15 protein-coding genes and 1 tRNA gene are annotated in these 19,630 nt (G+C 46.3%); 11 read left to right on the top strand and 5 right to left on the bottom strand.

Features of this window, described 5'->3' with window-relative positions; all coding sequences use genetic code 11:
* Positions 1-123: 123 nt before the first annotated feature.
* The 5 genes from BN102_RS09090 to BN102_RS09110 all read left to right on the top strand — a co-directional run bounded on the left by BN102_RS09090 (position 124) and on the right by BN102_RS09110 (position 6,087).
* A complete protein-coding gene (locus BN102_RS09090) occupies positions 124-1,443 on the top strand; it encodes an aspartate kinase (protein ID WP_019208829.1) in 1,320 nt (439 codons plus the stop codon).
* A gap of 21 nt (positions 1,444-1,464) precedes the next feature.
* Complete coding sequence (gene lysA, locus BN102_RS09095) at positions 1,465-2,625, top strand: diaminopimelate decarboxylase (protein ID WP_019208830.1); 1,161 nt, start codon at positions 1,465-1,467, stop codon at positions 2,623-2,625.
* Between the two features lie 11 nt (positions 2,626-2,636).
* Positions 2,637-3,812, top strand: a complete 1,176-nt coding sequence (locus tag BN102_RS09100) for a glycosyltransferase (protein WP_036787851.1) — start codon at positions 2,637-2,639, stop codon at positions 3,810-3,812.
* Positions 3,813-3,892: 80 nt separating this feature from the next.
* Positions 3,893-4,501, top strand: a complete 609-nt coding sequence (locus BN102_RS09105; RefSeq protein ID WP_019208832.1) for a riboflavin synthase — start codon at positions 3,893-3,895, stop codon at positions 4,499-4,501.
* A 647-nt stretch (positions 4,502-5,148) separates the two neighbouring features.
* The gene (locus BN102_RS09110; protein WP_019208833.1) at positions 5,149-6,087 is read left to right on the top strand and encodes an acyltransferase family protein; all 939 of its coding nucleotides are present in this window, start codon (positions 5,149-5,151) and stop codon (positions 6,085-6,087) included.
* An 867-nt stretch (positions 6,088-6,954) separates the two neighbouring features.
* On the opposite strand, the gene BN102_RS09125 is transcribed toward BN102_RS09110, so the two are convergent.
* The 3 genes from BN102_RS09125 to BN102_RS09135 are packed head-to-tail and all read right to left on the bottom strand — an operon-like array spanning position 6,955 to position 9,896.
* Positions 6,955-8,097, bottom strand: a complete 1,143-nt coding sequence (locus BN102_RS09125) for a cytochrome d ubiquinol oxidase subunit II (protein ID WP_036787853.1) — start codon at positions 8,095-8,097, stop codon at positions 6,955-6,957.
* A gap of 24 nt (positions 8,098-8,121) precedes the next feature.
* Positions 8,122-9,633 carry a cytochrome ubiquinol oxidase subunit I gene (locus tag BN102_RS09130; protein WP_021311384.1) on the bottom strand — a complete coding sequence of 504 codons (1,512 nt, stop codon included), beginning with the start codon at positions 9,631-9,633 and terminating at the stop codon, positions 8,122-8,124.
* Positions 9,634-9,674: 41 nt separating this feature from the next.
* Positions 9,675-9,896, bottom strand: coding sequence for a DUF4492 domain-containing protein (locus BN102_RS09135; RefSeq protein WP_019208838.1), 222 nt, complete (start codon positions 9,894-9,896; stop codon positions 9,675-9,677).
* A gap of 684 nt (positions 9,897-10,580) precedes the next feature.
* Between BN102_RS09135 and BN102_RS09140 the strand changes: the two genes are divergently transcribed.
* Together BN102_RS09140 and BN102_RS09145 are read left to right on the top strand one after the other, a co-directional pair.
* Complete coding sequence (locus BN102_RS09140) at positions 10,581-11,588, top strand: aspartate-semialdehyde dehydrogenase (protein ID WP_036787855.1); 1,008 nt, start codon at positions 10,581-10,583, stop codon at positions 11,586-11,588.
* A 139-nt stretch (positions 11,589-11,727) separates the two neighbouring features.
* Complete coding sequence (locus tag BN102_RS09145; RefSeq protein WP_083867233.1) at positions 11,728-12,477, top strand: NigD1/NigD2 family lipoprotein; 750 nt, start codon at positions 11,728-11,730, stop codon at positions 12,475-12,477.
* Positions 12,478-12,561: 84 nt separating this feature from the next.
* On the opposite strand, the gene bamJ is transcribed toward BN102_RS09145, so the two are convergent.
* Together bamJ and BN102_RS09155 are read right to left on the bottom strand one after the other, a co-directional pair.
* Positions 12,562-13,167 (bottom strand): BamJ family beta-barrel-assembly machinery protein, encoded by a 606-nt coding sequence (gene bamJ / locus BN102_RS09150; RefSeq protein WP_019208842.1) that lies wholly within the window; start codon positions 13,165-13,167, stop codon positions 12,562-12,564.
* Entirely contained in the window at positions 13,164-14,708 is a 1,545-nt protein-coding gene (locus BN102_RS09155) for a glycine--tRNA ligase (RefSeq protein ID WP_019208843.1), read from the bottom strand. The genes bamJ and BN102_RS09155 overlap by 4 nt, the downstream gene beginning before the upstream one ends.
* Positions 14,709-14,856: 148 nt before the next feature.
* Here BN102_RS09155 and BN102_RS09160 point away from each other — a divergent pair, with 148 nt between their 5' ends.
* From BN102_RS09160 to BN102_RS09175, 4 genes are all read left to right on the top strand, one after another.
* Complete coding sequence (locus BN102_RS09160; RefSeq protein ID WP_019208844.1) at positions 14,857-17,559, top strand: DNA gyrase/topoisomerase IV subunit A; 2,703 nt, start codon at positions 14,857-14,859, stop codon at positions 17,557-17,559.
* Between the two features lie 3 nt (positions 17,560-17,562).
* Positions 17,563-18,405, top strand: coding sequence for a DUF3316 domain-containing protein (locus tag BN102_RS09165; protein ID WP_036787858.1), 843 nt, complete (start codon positions 17,563-17,565; stop codon positions 18,403-18,405).
* A 1-nt stretch (position 18,406) separates the two neighbouring features.
* Positions 18,407-19,432, top strand: a complete 1,026-nt coding sequence (locus BN102_RS09170; RefSeq protein WP_019208846.1) for a S41 family peptidase — start codon at positions 18,407-18,409, stop codon at positions 19,430-19,432.
* Positions 19,433-19,502: 70 nt separating this feature from the next.
* Positions 19,503-19,584, top strand: a tRNA-Leu gene (locus tag BN102_RS09175).
* The last annotated feature ends 46 nt before the right edge of the window (positions 19,585-19,630 follow it).

Here is a 19,630-nt window from a genome sequence, read left to right on the forward strand (position 1 = left end):
GGTTCCGCCATCCAGTGGTGGGGATACTGTAAAAGAAAATCACTAATTCCTCGTTTTTTATCCTCTATTCGTTCATTATTCGTATATTTGCGGCATCATATAAATCATAAATACGAGACGAAGATGAAAATTTTAAAGTTCGGAGGCACTTCCGTCGGTTCCGCCCAACGGATGCGAGAAGTCGCCAAATTGATTACCGACGGAGAACGGAAGATAGTAGTGCTTTCTGCCATGTCGGGTACCACCAACACCCTGGTAGAGATATCGGACTATCTGTATAAAAAGAATCCCGACGGAGCCAACGAAGTGATCAACCGCTTGGAAGCGCAATATCGAAAACACCTCGACGAACTGTATGCTACCGATGCGTATAAACGACTGACACAGGAAGCCGTCAAAGCGCAATTCGACTTTATCCGCTCGTATACGAAAGACCTGTTCACCCTCTTCGAAGAAAAGGTAATCTTAGCCCAAGGCGAACTGATGGCTACCTGCATGATGACCAATTACCTCCTGGAACAAGGCGTGAAAGTGGAACTCCTGCCCGCGTTGGAATTCATGCGCACCGATAAGAACGGCGAACCCGACCCCGTCTATATCAAAGAGAAATTGGAAGCCCAATTGGAACTGCACCCCGATGCGGAAATTTACATCACGCAGGGTTATATCTGCCGGAATGCCTACGGCGAGATAGACAACCTGCAACGCGGAGGCAGCGATTATACCGCTTCGCTGATAGGAGCGGCCGTCAAATCGGAAGAGATTCAGATATGGACGGACATCGACGGCATGCACAACAACGACCCCCGTTTCGTAACACATACCGAACCCGTTCCGCACCTGCAGTTCGAAGAAGCGGCCGAGTTGGCCTACTTCGGCGCCAAGATTCTGCATCCCACCTGCATACAGCCCGCCAAATACGCCAATATCCCAGTACGTCTGCTCAACACGATGGACCCTTCCGCACCGGGAACCTTGATTTCGAACGACCTGGAACCGGATACCATCAAAGCCGTCGCCGCGAAAGACAATATCACGGCCATCCGAATAAAATCGGGGCGCATGCTCTTGGCCTACGGTTTCCTGCGCAAGGTGTTCGAAATCTTCGAAAGCTACCAGACCTCTATCGATATGATCTGTACCTCGGAGGTGGGTGTATCCGTCACCATCGACCGCGTAACCCATCTGAACGAAATTGTCGACGACCTGAAGAAATACGGCACGGTAACCGTCGATCGGGAGATGTGCATCGTCTGCGTAGTGGGCGATCTGAAATGGAGCAATGTGGGGTTCGAAGCCCATGCGCTCGATGCCATGCGAGATATCCCCGTTCGGATGATCTCGTTCGGAGGCAGCAACTACAACATCTCTTTCCTGATCAAAAAGGAAGATAAACAGCGCGCGCTTCAATCGCTAAGCGATCATTTGTTCAATCGCAAGTAAACACGTGCCATACCTCCTTCGATGAAAACATCATTTCCTGTCGATAGCTTTCAAGGGATCAAAACGCCTTTTTATTACTACGACGTTTCATTGCTCCGCCGAACGCTCGACGCCATCAATCGGGAAGCGAAAAGATATCCGAACTTCTGCGTGCATTACGCCCTGAAAGCCAACGTCAACCCCAAACTCTTAGGGATCATACGAACAGAGGGATTAGGTGCCGATTGCGTAAGCGGAGGCGAAATACGCGCGGCCTTGCAAGCCGGCTTCGAACCGGATAAAATCGTCTTCGCCGGCGTGGGAAAAACCGACTGGGAAATAAATTCGGGACTCGATCACGGCATCTTCTGCTTCAACGTGGAATCGATTCCGGAACTGGAAGTCGTCGACGAATTGGCAAGAGCGAAAAACCAGATCGCAAGTGTGGCACTGCGTATCAATCCGAACGTGGGAGTGCATACGCATGCCCATATCACTACGGGCTTGGCGGAGAACAAATTCGGTATCGGCATGGACGAAATGCATAGGGTCATCGACCGGGCTTCGACCATGAAACATATCCGCCTCGTGGGCTTGCACTTCCATATCGGATCGCAGATCACGGATATGGGGGATTTTGTCGCACTCTGTAACCGGATCAACGAATTACAGGAGCAACTCTACGCCAGGCAACTCATCGTCGATCATATCAACGTGGGCGGCGGGCTCGGCGTCGATTACCGGCATCCCGACAGGCAACCCATCCCCGACTTCGCGGCCTATTTCGCCACCTATCATAAACACCTGAAACTTCGGCCCGATCAAACGCTTCACTTCGAATTGGGACGCTCCGTCGTGGCGCAATGCGGAAGCCTGATCAGTCGTGTCGTCTTCATCAAGCAAGGTGTGCACAAACAGTTTATGATACTCGATGCCGGCATGAGCGACCTCATTCGCCCCGCCCTCTATCAGGCCCTCCATCGGATAGAAAATCTCAGCTCCGATCAACCCGTCGAAACCTACGACGTCGTCGGCCCGATATGCGAATCCTCCGATGTGTTCGGTAAAGCGGTGGACTTAAATCGATCCCGCCGGGGCGATTTTATCGCCATACGCTCGGCCGGAGCTTACGGAGAAACCATGGCGTCGCACTACAACTGCCGCGAATTGCCTGCGGGATATACGTCGGAGGAATTGATCTAACGGGCATGTCGATGGAAATAACACTATGGGAGTTCATCCCGATTATCACGGTAAGCGGTCTATTCCTCATCCAATTCGTTTATTGGCAAGGCATTTATAAAAACATGCATCGCCGGATCGAAAAGCCCGGACGAACGGTCGACTCCTATCCTCCGCTATCGGTTATCATCGTAGCGAAAAACGCTCGTGCGGAAATAGAAAAGAATCTTCCCGCCGTATTGAATCAAGATTATCCCGCCTTCGAAGTAATAGTGGTTCACGATCGTTCGGCAACCGATTGCGACGATGTCTTAAAACGGTTGGAAACCCGATACGTCAATCTGTATCACACATTTATCCCTGAAAGCGCTCGCTATATCAGTCGCAAGAAATTAGGCTTAAGCATCGGTATCAAAGCAAGCCATTACGATTGGCTGGTCTTCACGGAAATATATTGCCGGCCGGAGAGCAACCAATGGCTGAAAAAAATGGCTGCCCATTTCACCGAAGAAACGGACATCGTGCTGGGTTACAGCAACTATGAACGTCGGCAGGGATGGTTTAACAAAAAAATCTGTTACGACCGGCTCATCCACTCCATGCGTTTCCTGGGCATGGCCCTCGTGGGGCGTCCGTATACGGGAAGCGGCAAGAACTTGGCTTATCGCAAGTCTCTTTACGCCAGGCAAAACGGGTTTACCAACCAACTGAACTGGGATCAAGGAGAAGATATGCTGTTCGTCAATCAGGCAGCCGAAAAGAAAAATACACGCGTGGAAGTGAGCAAAGACAGCATCGTGCGTATCGCCATGCCGACCAAACGTATGTGGAACCACGAAAAAGTCAACGAGATGGCTACCAGCCAACTGTTCAAAGGGATGGGAAAATATGGGGCAGGCTTTGAAACGTTGACCCGGGTGCTCTTCTTCCTTGCCGTCCTGACAACGGTCATTTACGGTATCCTCTCCCGGAAATGGATCATGGCAGGAGCCGCCGCATTGCTGTACGTCGTCCGTCTTATCATTCAGGTATTCGTAATCCGGCAGGCTGCCGAAGATTTCGACAAGCGCAGATACGGCCTCTCCATCCCGCTGTTCGATTTGCTGCAACCATTATGGCACCTGAAGTTCAAGACGATAAAAGCCCGACATCGCAAAGACGATTTCCAGCGGAAGATAAACTTTTCCAATCCTTCAGGCATAGGATGAACCCCGAAAAAGTGCATATCGACTATTGGATATGATCTTTATTTTCGCTACTTTTGCGATCCATTCCCAATCATTCAATTATGTTTTCAGGTATTGTTGAATCTACAGCCAAGGTCATTAAAATAGTAAAGGAGCAAGAGAATATCCACTTTACTTTTACTTCCCCTTTCGCACACGAACTGCAAATCGATCAAAGCGTCTCGCACAACGGAGTCTGCCTGACAGTCGTTTCCTTGAACAAGGACGATAAAACCTATACGGTCACGGCAATGCAAGAAACCCTCGACAGATCCAATCTCGGGCTGCTGAAGGAAGGGGACGAGGTGAACGTAGAACGAAGCATGCCGATGAACGGCAGACTGGACGGCCATATCGTTCAGGGACATGTGGACGAAACCGCCGAATGCATCGACATTCAAGACGCCCAAGGGAGCTATTACTACACATTCAAATACCCCTTCGATAAGGAAATGGCACAGCGCGGATATATCACCGTCGACAAGGGCTCTGTCGCCGTCAACGGAGTGAGCCTGACGGTATGCAACCCCACAGACGACTCCTTTCAAGTGGCAATCATCCCCTACACCTTCGAAAATACCAATTTCCACAGCATTCGTATCGGGACGAAAGTCAACGTCGAATTCGATATCATAGGAAAGTACGTGGCCCGATTAAGCCGACCCGAATGAATGCTCTGCACTATCCCTCTTCCTACCGGACGGAAAGTGCTCATTAAGGTCCAAATGGCAATAAAGCTATTTAATAAATCCGATTTAAAAAACAATATAAAAATATAGATAGTAACATTTCTCTCCCTTTTAGAAAACTAACGAAAGAAGGGAAACGATATATCAATGATAAAAATATGACTTCATTATTATCCACACTCTCAAATATAATATCTTAGTATGTCATATTTTCGTACATTCGTCGACAGAGAGGTAAAATTGTCGTCGCGGGGTTCAGCATACTGCCCTCGACTCAAAGAAAAGGAAAAAATCCTCGCAACTTACATTGAACAATGTGAAAAACAAACTTATCCATATTGTCATGGGGTTTATCAGAAAAGACGAGGACTACAATGATTTTATTGCATCACGAAAAACAAAAAGGCAACAAATATTAATAAAAAATAATGATGAAAGTCTGTGAAAGAACATGGATTACCTTCTAAAGACTCATTTATGAGCAAAATAACCTGGTATTTTTAGCTTTTTTCGTATTTTTAGCTTATCATTGCGAAATAATGGTAGAATGGCTTCACCCAAACTAAAAAACAGCGTAACGAAAACAGTGTGTCACCAACTATCCAACAAAAGAAATTCTTTCTGCTTTCATGGGAAAAAGGATTGAAGAGATAGATTACTTAAGGTGTATATTCATTAGCTTAATGATTATATTTCATTTAGCATATATTGGAGATAAATATCCATATCTGAAGTCCATTGTCTATACATTTCATATGTCAGGATTTCTTGTCATATCTGGCTTCCTTGCTAATTCCAATAAAGATATATTCTCTTTTCTTAAGATGATTACATTTGTATTTATACCATATGCAATCATGGAAGCCGGATATGTCATTATGTCGTCTGTTTTACCTATTAGAGAACATATTGATCTTCTTTCTCCGCTCATCCTTGTCGAAAAGATCTTTATTTCTCCAATGGGGCCTTATTGGTATCTTCATACATTGATTTTGAGTTGGATTGTATGGTATTTTTTAAATAATATTTTTCGCAGGGCAACAAAAAAACTAATTTTACACTCTATTCTCCTTCCTATTTGTTTTTATGTATTATCTGGTTTAGGATTAATCTCATTTGACAATGCTATTTATTTTATATTTGGAATTTTGATTAAATTAAGTGGAATCAACTTTACTGCAGTATTTCAGCCCACCAAATTTTCGTTTCTTCCGTTGGCTGCTCTGTGTTGCTTTCCTGATAATTTGAACCGAGGGTCATTTTGGGGAATTGTTATTACATATTTATCAATTTGTTTCTTTCTTTCAATATATCCTTTTCTTTCTTTTAGGATAAAAAAAATAACAACTTTCATCGGCCGAAACACTCTGGTACTCCTTTTATTTTCTCCGATCTTCACATTTTTATCGAAACCTTTGGTCTTTATTTTTTCATTCGATCCATCTGGCATAGCATTTGCATCTATAGCGACTTTAGTAACGATTTTAGGAAGTTTTGGAATTGCATGGATAATGGATTTGACAGGATTTTCAAAATATTTCTTTGGTAGAAAAAAAAATCTGATTTAGGCAGGAAAAGTCCATTTATAACTGATGGGGTGATTTTAAAGACATACATTTTTTACGTGTTTCGTATATTTTTTTACTCTATCCAATTCTTTTTTGTGAGAATAAAAAATCTCTTGCTTGGCATAACGGTAGTTGGCTTCGAAGGTCTCATTGAGATTGTTGGAACCATTTGCCGTTATTTTATTACAGACATTTTACCGTACACGTTTTTAATCAATATTTTTTACATAAGTTTGTGGCAGAAAAATATGAATAAGTGATGAAAAACTCTAAATTGACTCTGATAAGGGTATTTTTAGGTTCGATAATTTTCTTTTGGGCTTCTATTTGTTCTTTCGGTAAAGAAAGAAAAGTACTTTATGCGATACTGACACTTAAAGATTCGACTGTCGTGGAAGGTTATCTGCGTTCCTCTTCATTAAATGTTTCTTTGCGGTTGTGGGTGGAATGAAACGGTTACAAATTGCCAGCAGTTGAAAATGCAAGCAGCCGATGGTCAATGGATGTACTACAAGTAGCCAGCAAGCGTATAGACCGATTGTAAACCGGAGCTCTGTCTATTAATCAGGCGATGAATAAACGTTCTTCCTTATAATTAAGGAAATACGATTAAGGAAGAGAAGTGCAGACATAAAAAAAGGACTACCGCTGTAGTCCAACCTTTGTTAACCTTAAATCTAATACTATGAAAAACACGATGCAAATATACGGTTCTTATTTTATCTTGCAAACATTCGCACCGTTTTTCTTTTAAAACGGTCTCATATTTAACTTTATTACATACTTCACGCAAAGAATTATACAGGTTTTCACATAAACGCCCTATACTCGGTTTGAAAACCCGTGTATCTGATTCGCGCAATCGAATCAATACACTTCTTCTTCCTTCTTTACTTCATCCATGGTGATTTGTTTCTTATTCAACATACTCCATGCATAGCAAATATAAGCCAACACAAAAGGTATTAACATAGAGACATACGCCATCGTACGTAACGTAAACTCGCTCGAACAACTGTTCGATAAAGTCAGCGAGCTTTGCAAATCGGCTGTCGAAGGATAATAAGCCGTATGATGGTATCCTACGACTAAAAATAAAGAGAGCACCACCCACACGGTGCCGATTCCGGCGAACCAGATGCCGTATTTATAAGTTTTGCTGACCATCGACTTCAGTATTCCGAACAAAACGCCCATCACTCCTGCGAGGAAGAGCGCCGACAAAAGAGGCATCGACAGGAAATTATGCAAATACTTCTGCGATTCTAAAACGATGATGCCCTGTGCATCCACTGCATACCCTTCGGCAAGCAAGACATATCCCATAAATGTCAGGAAAAACAAAAGGAACGGAACGGTATCGATGAGCAATTTGCGGCGACAACGAGGTATCAGCTCATCGTCCTCGATAGTATTAATGAAATAAAGGTTGCCGAGCAACCGGGACAAGAAGAGAACGGCTAAACCTAAAACCCAATTCCACGGATTCAGTAAAGCGTCCAGTCCGTGAGAAGCATTCGCCCACGAACTGACCACAGGCATCACCTCGCTTCCCATATTTCCCTTGTCGACAATAAAATTAGAACCGGTAAAGAAAGTCGCCACAACTCCGCCCAACAGCAACGGAGCCACCCAACCGTTGATCACCAAGAAGCGCTGATAAGTTTTCTTACCGAGGAGATTACCTATTTTCGACTGGAATTCATACGACACGGCCTGCAGCACGAACGTAAACAGAATGATCATCCACAGCCAATAGGCTCCGCCGAAACTCGTGCTGTAAAATAAGGGAAAAGAGGCAAAGAACGCACCGCCGAATGTCACTAAGGTAGTGAAAGTAAACTCCCATTTCCGACCGGTGGAATTAACCATCAAAGTACGCAGATCGGCCGTCTTACCCAATGCGAAAAGCAAAGAGTTCCCTCCCTGTACAAACAGCAGAAAAACCAAAAGAGCTCCCAGTAAAGATATCAGAAACCACCAATATTGTTGTAAAAATACGTATGTCATATCCGTAGTGTTAAATTGTTTTCCTTAATCGTGTTTAGCATTCTCAAGCGGAGAAGGCCCTTTCCCGATAGCTTTGACCATGATGCCGATCGCCGCAACGAGCAGGACGGTGAAGAGAATCAGGAAAATAAAGAAAGTCAGCCGGACAGAACTGGTCTGCAATTTGCTGATCGCCGCATTCAACGGCAACAGATCCTGGATAGCCCAGGGCTGTCGACCTACTTCTGCCACGATCCAGCCGGATTGCGCAGCGATGTATCCCAACGGAATGGTCCACAGCGCGACCTTCTGAAGCCACTTCATTTCCTGATACTTCCCCTTATGCCGGAACCACCAAACCGCCAAGAACAAAAGGATGAAGAATCCTCCCAGACCGACCATGACGCGGAACGACCAGAAGGTAATGCTCACGGGCGGAACTAATCGATTCGTATCGCCGATATATCCGTAACCGAAATAAGGCATATTCTCCTCCAACACTTTCAGGCTCGCATTCTTCTTTTCCGTTTCCTTCGCGGCAACGGCCTTCCGATAATCAGCTAAAGCCGCGATAGCCGCCTTCCCTCTAGCGATCTTTTCCTTGGCCGACAAGACAGCGGTGCCGTCAGGCTTTCGATAACCGTCAATCAAATCATTCATGCCGGGCACATAACCGTCCATATCCTTCGTAGCTAAAAAAGAAAGCAACTTGGGTATTTTAAGATCGCCCGCTACCGTCAAGGGGACACCTTTCCCCCCCTCCATGAGACCTTCGACGGCAGCCATCTTCATCGGTTGAAGTTGTGCCACCTGAACTCCCGAGATGTGGCCCGTAACAGCGACGATCAAAGAGGCCAATACGCCGAAGACAGCTCCTATCCGAATACTCGATAAGGCAAAAGCCTGATGACGTTTCTTGATCAAATACCAGCTGCTGACGCCCACCACAAAGACTGCTCCCAACACCCATCCGCTCATAACGGTGTGAAAGAATTTTGCCACGGCCATCGGAGAAAGGGCCACCGCTAAAAAGTCGGTCATCTCATTGCGCACCGTATCGGGATTAAAATGCATGCCGACCGGATATTGCATCCACGAGTTGGCCACCAGAATCCACCATGCGGAGATCGTCGCCCCGATCCCCGTCAACCACGTCGAGGCCAGATGAAAGCCTTTGCTCACTTTTTTCCAGCCGAAGAACATCACCGCCACGAAAGTGGACTCCATAAAGAAAGCAAGTATTCCCTCGATAGCCAACGGCGCGCCGAAAATATCCCCGACGAACATCGAGTAATTACTCCAGTTCGTACCGAACTCGAATTCGAGGATCAAACCTGTCGCTATCCCGACGGCAAAGTTTATTCCGAATAATTTCTGCCAAAACCGGGCGATATTCTTCCAGTATTCCTCACCCGTCTTTACATAAACGGTTTCCATGATGCCCATCACCATGGCAAGCCCTAAAGTCAACGGGACAAATAGCCAATGATACATCGCCGTTAAAGCAAACTGGGCACGCGACCAATCGATAAGTGAAATGTCAATCGAATCCATCATAAGAGTATTATTGAATGAATAGGAATCATAAGCCGAATGGATTACGGAACCGCTCGATCGATCAACTCCCCGCTGACATAATCCTGCTTTTCGGCAGGAGATTTTCCTTTGAGAAAGTTCGGGAAGAAAAACAATTTCAATACAAAAAACAATACGAACAGCTTTATCAGAATGATAATCCATAGCGTACGGCCAATCGTCATATGGCGAAAGCCGTCGATATAAAAACGCCATATACGGACAAGGAACGGCACGTTTTTCATATCCTGTCATGAACGGTTATGCAACAAATATAAAGAAAAATCTTTTTTTCATTCAAATCCTCGGCAAAAAATTTTATTCGCACGAAAACTCAAATCTCCGACATAATATAAAAGTCTACTGCACGGCCTTCACTTCTCCATGTCCGACTACAAACGGCAGGAATGATTGAGCAATGTGCCGTTATACGCTTCGGAATCTCACTTGCAATTGATAGGACGATAAAAAGGTGTATCGTCTGCCTCAGGCGCTAATGTTACGCATGTTTAACATTGTTGATCCGATCAGCGGGAGTCAAAATCCGTTTTAGGCGCTATCGATCCGATCAGCAGGGACTAAAATCCGTTTTAGGCGCTATCGATCCGATCAGCGGGAGCCAAAATCCGTTTTAGGTGCTATCGATCCGATCAACGGGGACTAAAATCCATTTTAGGCGCTATCGAGCCGATCAGCGGGGGATAAAATCCGTTTTAGGCGCTATCGAGCCGATCAGCGGAAGATAAAATCCGTTTTAAGCGTTATCGATCCGATCGACGAAGGAAAAAACCGTTTCTTTCCGACTTTACTAAAAAAAATCCGATCAGAAGGCCGCGACATTCCAAAATATCGTACTTTTGCATCGCGGCCGAACCTCTTCCTGAAGAAACGCCGCAAAAACAGCATACGAATTATTAAATCAAACTGAAATGAGAGTAGCTATTGTTGGGATAAGCGGCGCTGTGGGGCAGGAACTTCTCCGCATCCTCTGCGAGAGGAATTTCCCCATCGACGATTTGGTCCTTTTCGGTTCCGCACGCAGTGCCGGCCGGAAATATAACTTCAAGGGGAAGGACTATGAAGTCAGACTTCTGCAGCATAATGACGATTTTAAGGGAGTAGATATCGCATTCACTTCCGCCGGTGCGGGAACCAGTAAGGAATTCGCCGATACCATTACGAAATACGGGGCGGTGATGATCGACAACTCCAGTGCTTTTCGTATGGATGCCGATGTTCCCCTGGTCGTGCCGGAGATCAATCCGGAGGATGCGCTTGCACCCCCTCGCGGTATCATCGCCAATCCCAATTGCACTACCATCATGATGGTGGTCGTGCTGAACCCCATCGAGCAGCTCAGCCATATCCGACGTGTCCACGTAGCCTCCTATCAAAGCGCCAGCGGCGCCGGCGCAGCGGCCATGGCGGAGTTGGAACAGCAGTACAGGGAGATGATGATCGAGGGAAAAGTATCGACTATCGATAAATTTCCTCACCAATTGGCCTATAACGTGATTCCACAAATCGATCGAATGACGGAAACCGATTACACTAAAGAAGAGATGAAAATGTATCACGAAACGCGAAAGATCATGCACAGCGACATCCGTACCAGCGCCACGTGCGTCCGCGTTTCCTCGCTACGCTCTCATTCGGAATCGGTCTGGTTGGAAACAGAAAGCCCCTTGACGGTAGAAGAAGTCCGCGCCGCTATCGCGTCCGCACCTGGCTGTCGACTGAAGGACAATCCGCAACGCTATATTTATCCGATGCCTTTAGAGTCGGCGGGAAAAGACGATATTTTCGTGGGACGAATACGTAAAGACTTGGCCGCCGACAACGGCATCACGCTTTGGCTTACCGGCGACCAAATTCGCAAAGGGGCTGCCTTGAATGCCGTTCAGATTGCAGAGTACCTGAACGTAAAAAATAACTGAGAAAACGTACCGCAAAACCAAGGCGGAGGGGGCGATGTCGCCCCCTTCGTTGCAACACTAACATTTATTAACCATTTCGCATACAGTATTTTCTTCTCATCGTCATTTCTATGTTAGATAAACAAAAAGAACTATTGAAATGAAAAGATCGTTTTTAAATTTGTGTGGCTTAGCTCTGCTGACCTGCACTTTCAGTCTGCCATCTTGTAATGACGACAACAACAATGATTTGTATTATCCCTCGGCTTTGGTAACGGTAAAGCCAAGTATCGACAACTCTTCGTTCTACCTGCAATTGGACGATAATACGACCTTGGCTCCTACCAATATGAAAGTCTCTCCCTTCGGGAAAAAAGAGGTACGCGCATTGGTCAACTATACATTGGACGATCAAGCGGAAACATCCCCACACAGTCGGGCCGTAAGGATAAATTGGATAGACAGCATCCTGACAAAACCGCTGGCCGCCAACCTCGGAAATATGAACGAGAAAACATATGGGGACGATCCGGTAGAAATCATCAACGACTGGGTGACCATCGCCGAAGACGGTTATCTGACACTCCGATTCCGAACAAGGTGGGGATACGGTGTCAAACACACGATAAACCTCGTTCCATCCGCCGAAAAAGAACAACCTTATAAAGTGAGACTCTATCACAATGCGAAAAGCGACTTGGCCGGACGCATAGGCGATGCACTCGTCGCATTCCGAATCAAGTCCACCGCTACTCAAACAGAAAACTCCTCCGATACCGAAAATATCGTGGATCTGATTCTGGAATGGAAATCGTACAGCGGCATCAAAACAGCTACGTTCAAATACCGCGTACCTAAGGAACCGGTTACCGGCATCACTGAAGGCAGCTTCGTAAAGATGCTCGACTAATATCGCTCGAGACTGTCGTAAAATCGGAGGGGGAGCTGCCACGAATGGCAGCTCCCCCTCCGATTTGTCGTTCAATATCCCCTGTTATTTCTTCCCTTTCAAAGGGTACACATCGTCCAAATACAAGTCGAAAATCAAGGTAGAATATCCTTTAATCGTATTCTTCCCGGCACTTCCGTAACCCAAACTGTACGGAATATAAACCACCCAGCGGTCACCGGCCTTCATATGCATCAACGCCGTAGCAAATCCAGTCACGCTTCCGCTCACGGCATGTTTGGATGGCGAGGATGTCTCCTTATTCAATTCCCCCGAATACGTTTCCTCGAACGTAACAACGGTTCCGTTCGACAAGGGAATCAATTGTCCGCGATAACTGACGACAGCAGTATCGGTAAATAGCGGCGTCGCGCCTTCGCCGTTCTCCAGGATACGGCAATAGACATAATCGTTCGCATTAAACGTTCCGCTCAACGGCGGGCTGAATTTATACGAATGGATTACTTTCCATTGGCCGGGTTCCGTTCCGGTATTTGCTCTCGCCACGACGGCTATCGAATCAATATAATGTTGGTTCCGATTCTCCCAATCGGCATACAAATCCGCTTCCGTATCCGTTTCGCCACACGAAACGAACGGCATGGCGAACAGAGACAGACAGCCGATGAATAAAAATAAACTCTTCTTCATGCTTGCAGTGTTTTTAACAAACTCGTAATACTCACCTTATCGGCGATGATGCTGTTCAAATCGACGATGGCGACTCTCGTCTGTTCCATCGTGTCGCGGTGGCGTAACGTGACGGTATTGTCTTCCAACGTTTGATGATCGACAGTTACACAATAAGGAGTGCCGATGGCATCTTGGCGGCGATAACGCCTTCCGATACTGTCTTTCTCTTCATATTGGCAATGGAAGTGAAACTTCAATTCATCCATAATCTCTCGAGCTTTCCCAGGCAGACCGTCTTTCTTTACCAAGGGTAGGACGGCTAATTTCACCGGGGCCAAAGCGGGAGGCAATCGCAAGACGACGCGGGTCTCGCCGTTCTCCAGCGTTTCTTCTCGATAAGAACCGCACAAAATACTGAGGAACATCCGATCTACTCCGATGGAAGTTTCGATCACATACGGCGTATACGACTCATTCCGTTCCGGATCAAAATACTTGATGCTCTTTCCTGAGAACTTTTCATGCTGAGATAAATCGAAGTCGGTACGGCTATGGATTCCTTCCACTTCTTTAAAACCGAACGGCATATTGAACTCGATATCGGTGGCGGCATTGGCGTAATGAGCCAATTTCTCATGATCGTGAAGACGATACATGGCATTGCCGAAGCCTAACGCCTCGTGCCATTTCAAGCGTGCAGCCCTCCACTTCTCAAACCATTCTATTTCGGTGCCCGGGCGAACAAAGAACTGCATTTCCATTTGTTCGAACTCCCTCATACGGAAGATGAACTGCCGAGCGACGATTTCATTACGAAAGGCTTTGCCGATTTGCGCTATTCCGAAAGGAATCCTCATGCGTCCCGTCTTCTGTACGTTCAAGTAATTGACAAAGATGCCTTGCGCCGTTTCCGGACGCAAATACACTTTCATCGAGCCTTCGGAAGTAGACCCCATCTCCGTGGAAAACATCAGATTAAATTGGCGGACATCCGTCCAGTTCCGAGTTCCGCTAACCGGGTCGGTGATTTCTTCATCGACGATAATCTGCCTCAGCTCATTCAGGTCGGTCGCATTCATCGCCTTCTTATAGCGTTCATAGAGCGCGTCCCGTCTCTGTCGTTCCTCCAACACCTTCGGGCTTGTCGCACGGTATTTTTCTTCGTCAAAAACTTCTCCGAACCGTTTCGCAGCCTTAGCGACTTCCTTATCGATCTTCTCGTCATACTTGGCAATCTGATCTTCGATCAACACATCAGCACGGTAACGTTTCTTGGAATCGCGGTTATCAATCAATGGATCATTGAATGCATCCACATGGCCGGAAGCTTTCCATACGGTAGGATGCATGAAAATGGCAGCATCTATGCCGACAATGTTATCGTGCAGAAGAACCATGCTCTGCCACCAGTACTGCTTGATATTGTTTTTCAGCTCCACACCGTTCTGTCCGTAATCGTAAACAGCCGCTAACCCATCATAAATCTCACTCGAGGGAAACACAAAACCGTACTCTTTACCATGTGAGACTATTTTTTTAAAAACATCTTCCTGTGCCATCTTTCTATAATCATTAAAACTTGCTCTTCATTACAATGAGCTCTCCTTCGCCCTTTTATAACGAAATAATGCGCAAATCTAATGTTTTTTTCCAAGAAAAGTGCTATTTTTGCATACATTCATCACACATTAATGAATTTAAGGATTTATGAACGAGGATTTGAACGATATAACAAACGATAACGAAGAAAACGAACCGATAGAAGTCCACGGCCATTCGGAATACAAGCCTGTCGACGGAGTAAAGGACGCAGGCGTCGCCCATCAGTTGAGCGGCATGTATAAAAACTGGTTCTTGGACTACGCTTCCTACGTCATTCTGGAACGGGCCGTCCCTCATATCAACGACGGTTTGAAGCCGGTGCAACGCCGTATTCTTCACAGCATGAAAGAAATGGACGACGGAAGGTACAACAAAGTGGCCAATATCGTAGGGCACACCATGCAATACCATCCACACGGCGATGCCTCTATCGGTGATGCATTGGTTCAGATAGGACAGAAGGACTTGCTCGTCGACTGTCAGGGAAACTGGGGAAACATCCTTACCGGCGACAGGGCGGCCGCTCCGCGTTACATCGAAGCCCGATTGTCGAAATTCGCTTTGGACGTGGTATTCAATTCGAAAACGACAGAATGGCAATACTCGTACGACGGAAGGAACAAAGAACCGGTTACTTTGCCGGTGAAGTTCCCCTTACTCTTGGCTCAAGGAGCCGAAGGTATCGCCGTAGGCCTCTCCTGCAAGATTCTACCTCACAACTTCAACGAAATATGCCAAGCGGCGATCTCTTATCTAAACGGCGAAACATTCACGCTTTACCCCGACTTCCCTACAGGCGGTTCCATCGATATATCCCGTTACAATGACGGAGCAAGAGGCGGAATGGTAAAAGTCCGAGCGAAGATCGATAAATTGGATAACAAAACATTAGTCATCACAGAACTCCCGTTCGGGAAAACGACCTCTTCGCCCCCCGACAAACCGTCCTCCTCGCTTCCCGATTCCATTCTGAAAGCGATCGAGAAGGGAAAGATCAAAGTCAAGAAAGTAGACGATAACACAGCCGCAAACGTAGAAATCCTCGTACATTTATCTCCGGGAGCATCCTCCGACAAGACAATCGATGCGCTCTATGCCTTTACGGATTGCGAGGTCAGCATCTCGCCGAACTGTTGCGTCATCGATGACAAGAAACCTTGCTTTTCGAGCGTGAGCGATATACTTCGCAAATCGGTAGATCACACCAAAGAGCTGCTCCGAAAAGAATTGGAAATACGTAAAGGAGAACTCTTGGAATCCTTGCACTTCGCCTCGTTGGAAAAGATCTTCATCGAAGAACGCATCTATAAAGGAACGCCGTTCGAACAGGCTTCGAACATGGATGCCGCGTGCGAATACATCGACGAACGCCTGACCCCGTTCTATCCGCAGTTTGTTCGCGAAGTTACGAAAGATGACATACTCAAACTGATGGAGATAAAAATGGCCAGGATCCTTAAGTTCAATAAAGAGAAAGCCGATGAAAACAGAATGCGGATAAAGAAAGAAATCAAAGATACGGAGGATAAACTGGCCCGCCTCGTCGAACATACCATCGCTTGGTATTCGATGCTGAAGGACAAGTACGGACAGCAATTCCCGCGTCGGACGGAAATTCGCAACTTCGACACCATCGAAGCGGCGAAAGTCGTCGAGGCGAACGAAAAACTCTACATAAACCGGGAAGAAGGTTTTATCGGCACCTCCCTGAAGAAAGACGAATTCGTAGCTAACTGCTCCGACATCGACGACGTCATCCTCTTCTACAAAGACGGGAAGTGCAAAATCGTGAAAGTGGCGGACAAACTCTTCGTCGGACGGGATGTACTCTACATCAATATCTTCGAGAAAAACGATAAACGCACTATCTATAACCTCGTCTATAAAAACGGGAAGAACGGTTATTATTTTATCAAACGCTTCAATCTGACTTCGATGACGCGCGATAAGGAATACGATATTACCCAAGGCACTCCCGGATCGCGCATCGTTTACTTCACCGCCAACTCGAACGGCGAAGCGGAAGTGATAAAAGTCACGCTCAAACCCAACCCGCACGTGAAGAAAATAACCTTCGAGAAAAACTTCAGCGATATCTTGATAAAAGGCCGTCAGGCGATGGGCAATATCCTTACTAAAAACGATATCCACCGTATCGTCCTCAAACAACGCGGTGGATCGACCCTCGGAGGGAGAAAAGTATGGTTCGACCCCGATATCCGGCGTTTGGATTACGATGAACACGGACAATACTTAGGCGAATTCTCCAATGACGACTTCATACTGGTCGTACAAGAGAACGGTCAATTCTATACCACCGATTTCGATGCCAACAATCATTACGACGCAGGCATTCGCACGATAGAAAAATTCGAGCCGAACAAGGTATGGACTGCCGTCCTTTACGATGCCGACCAAAAGGGATATCCATACCTGAAACGCTTCTTTTTCGAAGAATCTGCCAAAAAACAAAGTTATGTGGGAGCAAACGAAAACAACCGATTATTGTTGCTTACCGATACCCCCTATCCGAGTATAGAGGTCACGTTCGGCGGACTCGACCACTTCCGAGACCCGTTGATCATCGACGTCGAGAAATTCGTCCATATTAAAAGCTACAAGGCAAAAGGCAAGCGAATCACTACCTATACCATCGATAAGATAACCGAACTGGAACCCGCCCGACTGCCCGACCCGACACCTGAAACCAAACCAATTGAAAAGGATTACGTCGACGAAGATCCCGACGGAGGAAAAAGCGAAGCCGATATCATCGACGAAATCACAGGACAAATGAAACTCTTCTGACTTATGAGAACCTACATGCTATCTCTGTTCATGTTGACTTCCGTACTCTTTGCCCAAGCTCAAGAAGATAGTCTACAAGCAAACAAGTACGTTACCAGAGCCACCCTCTACGGCATCGGATACACCAACATTCTGGATACCTACCTTTCTCCGATGGAATACACAGGAACGGAGCTCCGAATCCTCAAAGAAAGCATGCGTATGACCAAACTGATGGACGGACAGGTATCCACCCAAAGCATATTCCAGCTCCACCTATCCTACACCAAGAATAAAGCGGAGACCGGCAGAGAATTTTCTGGATGGATAAATTGGAGTCTGGCCTGGCATTACCAGTTCCGATTCCATCGATTGAAGCTATTGGCAGGTCCCATGCTCGACATGAATCTGGGCTATATTTACAACATCCGAAACTCAAATAACCCCGCTCAAGCCATAGCCAACACCAGCGTCGACCTTTCCGGAATGGCCGTTTATCATTTCCAGATAAGGCACTACCCCTTGGTAGCTCGATATCAACTAAACATCCCCATAGCCGGCATCATGTTCTCGCCGGAATACGGTCAGTCCTATTACGAGATCTTTGAACTGAAACACGACGGGAAGAACGTCATCTTCACTACACCCGCGAATCATCCTTCGTTCAGGCAATTCATCTCCTTGGATTTCCCGATCGGAAAAGTAAACCTGCGCGCAGGCTATATGTGCGATATCCAACAAGCCAGCGTCAACCATCTGAAGAGCCATGCCTGGTCGCACCTGTTCATGATAGGCCTGATCAAGAACTTCTGTGTGCTGAAAGGAAAAAATAAAATCTCGTTACCCACATCAGTCAACCCCTTCTAATATGTTTAAATTCATCAAATCATCCAGCATATTGGCCGTCCTCACACTGCTCGGTTCGTCCTGCATCATGGAAGAAACTTTCGATAACACCCCCGAAGGCAACTTCGAAGCACTCTGGAAAACGATCGACGAACACTACTGCTTTTTAGAATACAAACAGGCAGAATACGGATTAGACTGGAACAATATCCACGCCACCTACAAAAACAGAATACCCCCATCGATCACAAGCAAAGGCCTATTCGATATCCTAAGCGATATGACGAACGAATTGAGGGATGGACATGTCAATTTGATCTCCAAAGATCGAGTCTCGCAATACCGACAATGGTACGACAATTATCCCCGAAACTTCAGTGACAGCATTCAAAGCATCTATTTGGGGAAAGACTACCACATCGCTGCCGGCTTGAAATATACCATTCTCGACGATAACATCGGATACATCTATTGTGGCAGCTTCGACACCAGTTTCGGCAACGGTAATTTGGACGAAATACTGCAGACACTCTCGGCATGCAACGCCCTGATCATCGACGTCCGAAATAATGGTGGAGGAAGTCTCCACACGGCCGAAAAGCTGGCCTCCAGATTCACCAACAAAAAAGTACTCGTAGGCTATATGGCATATAAAACAGGACCGAGACATAAAGACTTTTCAAAGCCTCAACCCGTTTACCTGGAACCGGCCACCAGCAATGTTAGATGGCAAAAGCCCGTCGCCGTTCTGACAAATCGACGTTCATACAGCGCAACCAACGATTTCGTCAATAGAATGAAGCAATTGCCCAACGTGATCCTCATCGGAGATAAGACGGGCGGAGGCTCCGGACTGCCTTTCTCTTCGGAGATCCCTAACGGTTGGTCTGTCCGGTTTTCCGCAAGTCCGATGTTCGATCCACACATGAATCAACTAGAATTCGGCATCGAACCCGATCTAAAAGTAGATATCGCCTCGACAGATTATAACAAAGGCATCGATACCATCATCGAGAAAGCCAGAGAAATACTGCGCACAAAAAGTTAAGAGAAGGAATAATTAGCAAATAACTTTGTCCGAATCAAAAATATCCATAACTTTGCAACGCAATGAAATCGCACCTGTGGCGTAATTGGTAGCCGCGCTAGACTTAGGATCTAGTGGCGTAAGTCGTGTAGGTTCGAGTCCTATCAGGTGCACCCGAATCCCCCCCTTTACTTCCGTAGAGTCTTTCTCTCTCTCTTA

It is taken from the genome of Phocaeicola abscessus CCUG 55929 (assembly GCF_000312445.1).
Classification (GTDB): Bacteria; Bacteroidota; Bacteroidia; order Bacteroidales; family Bacteroidaceae; genus Phocaeicola; species Phocaeicola abscessus.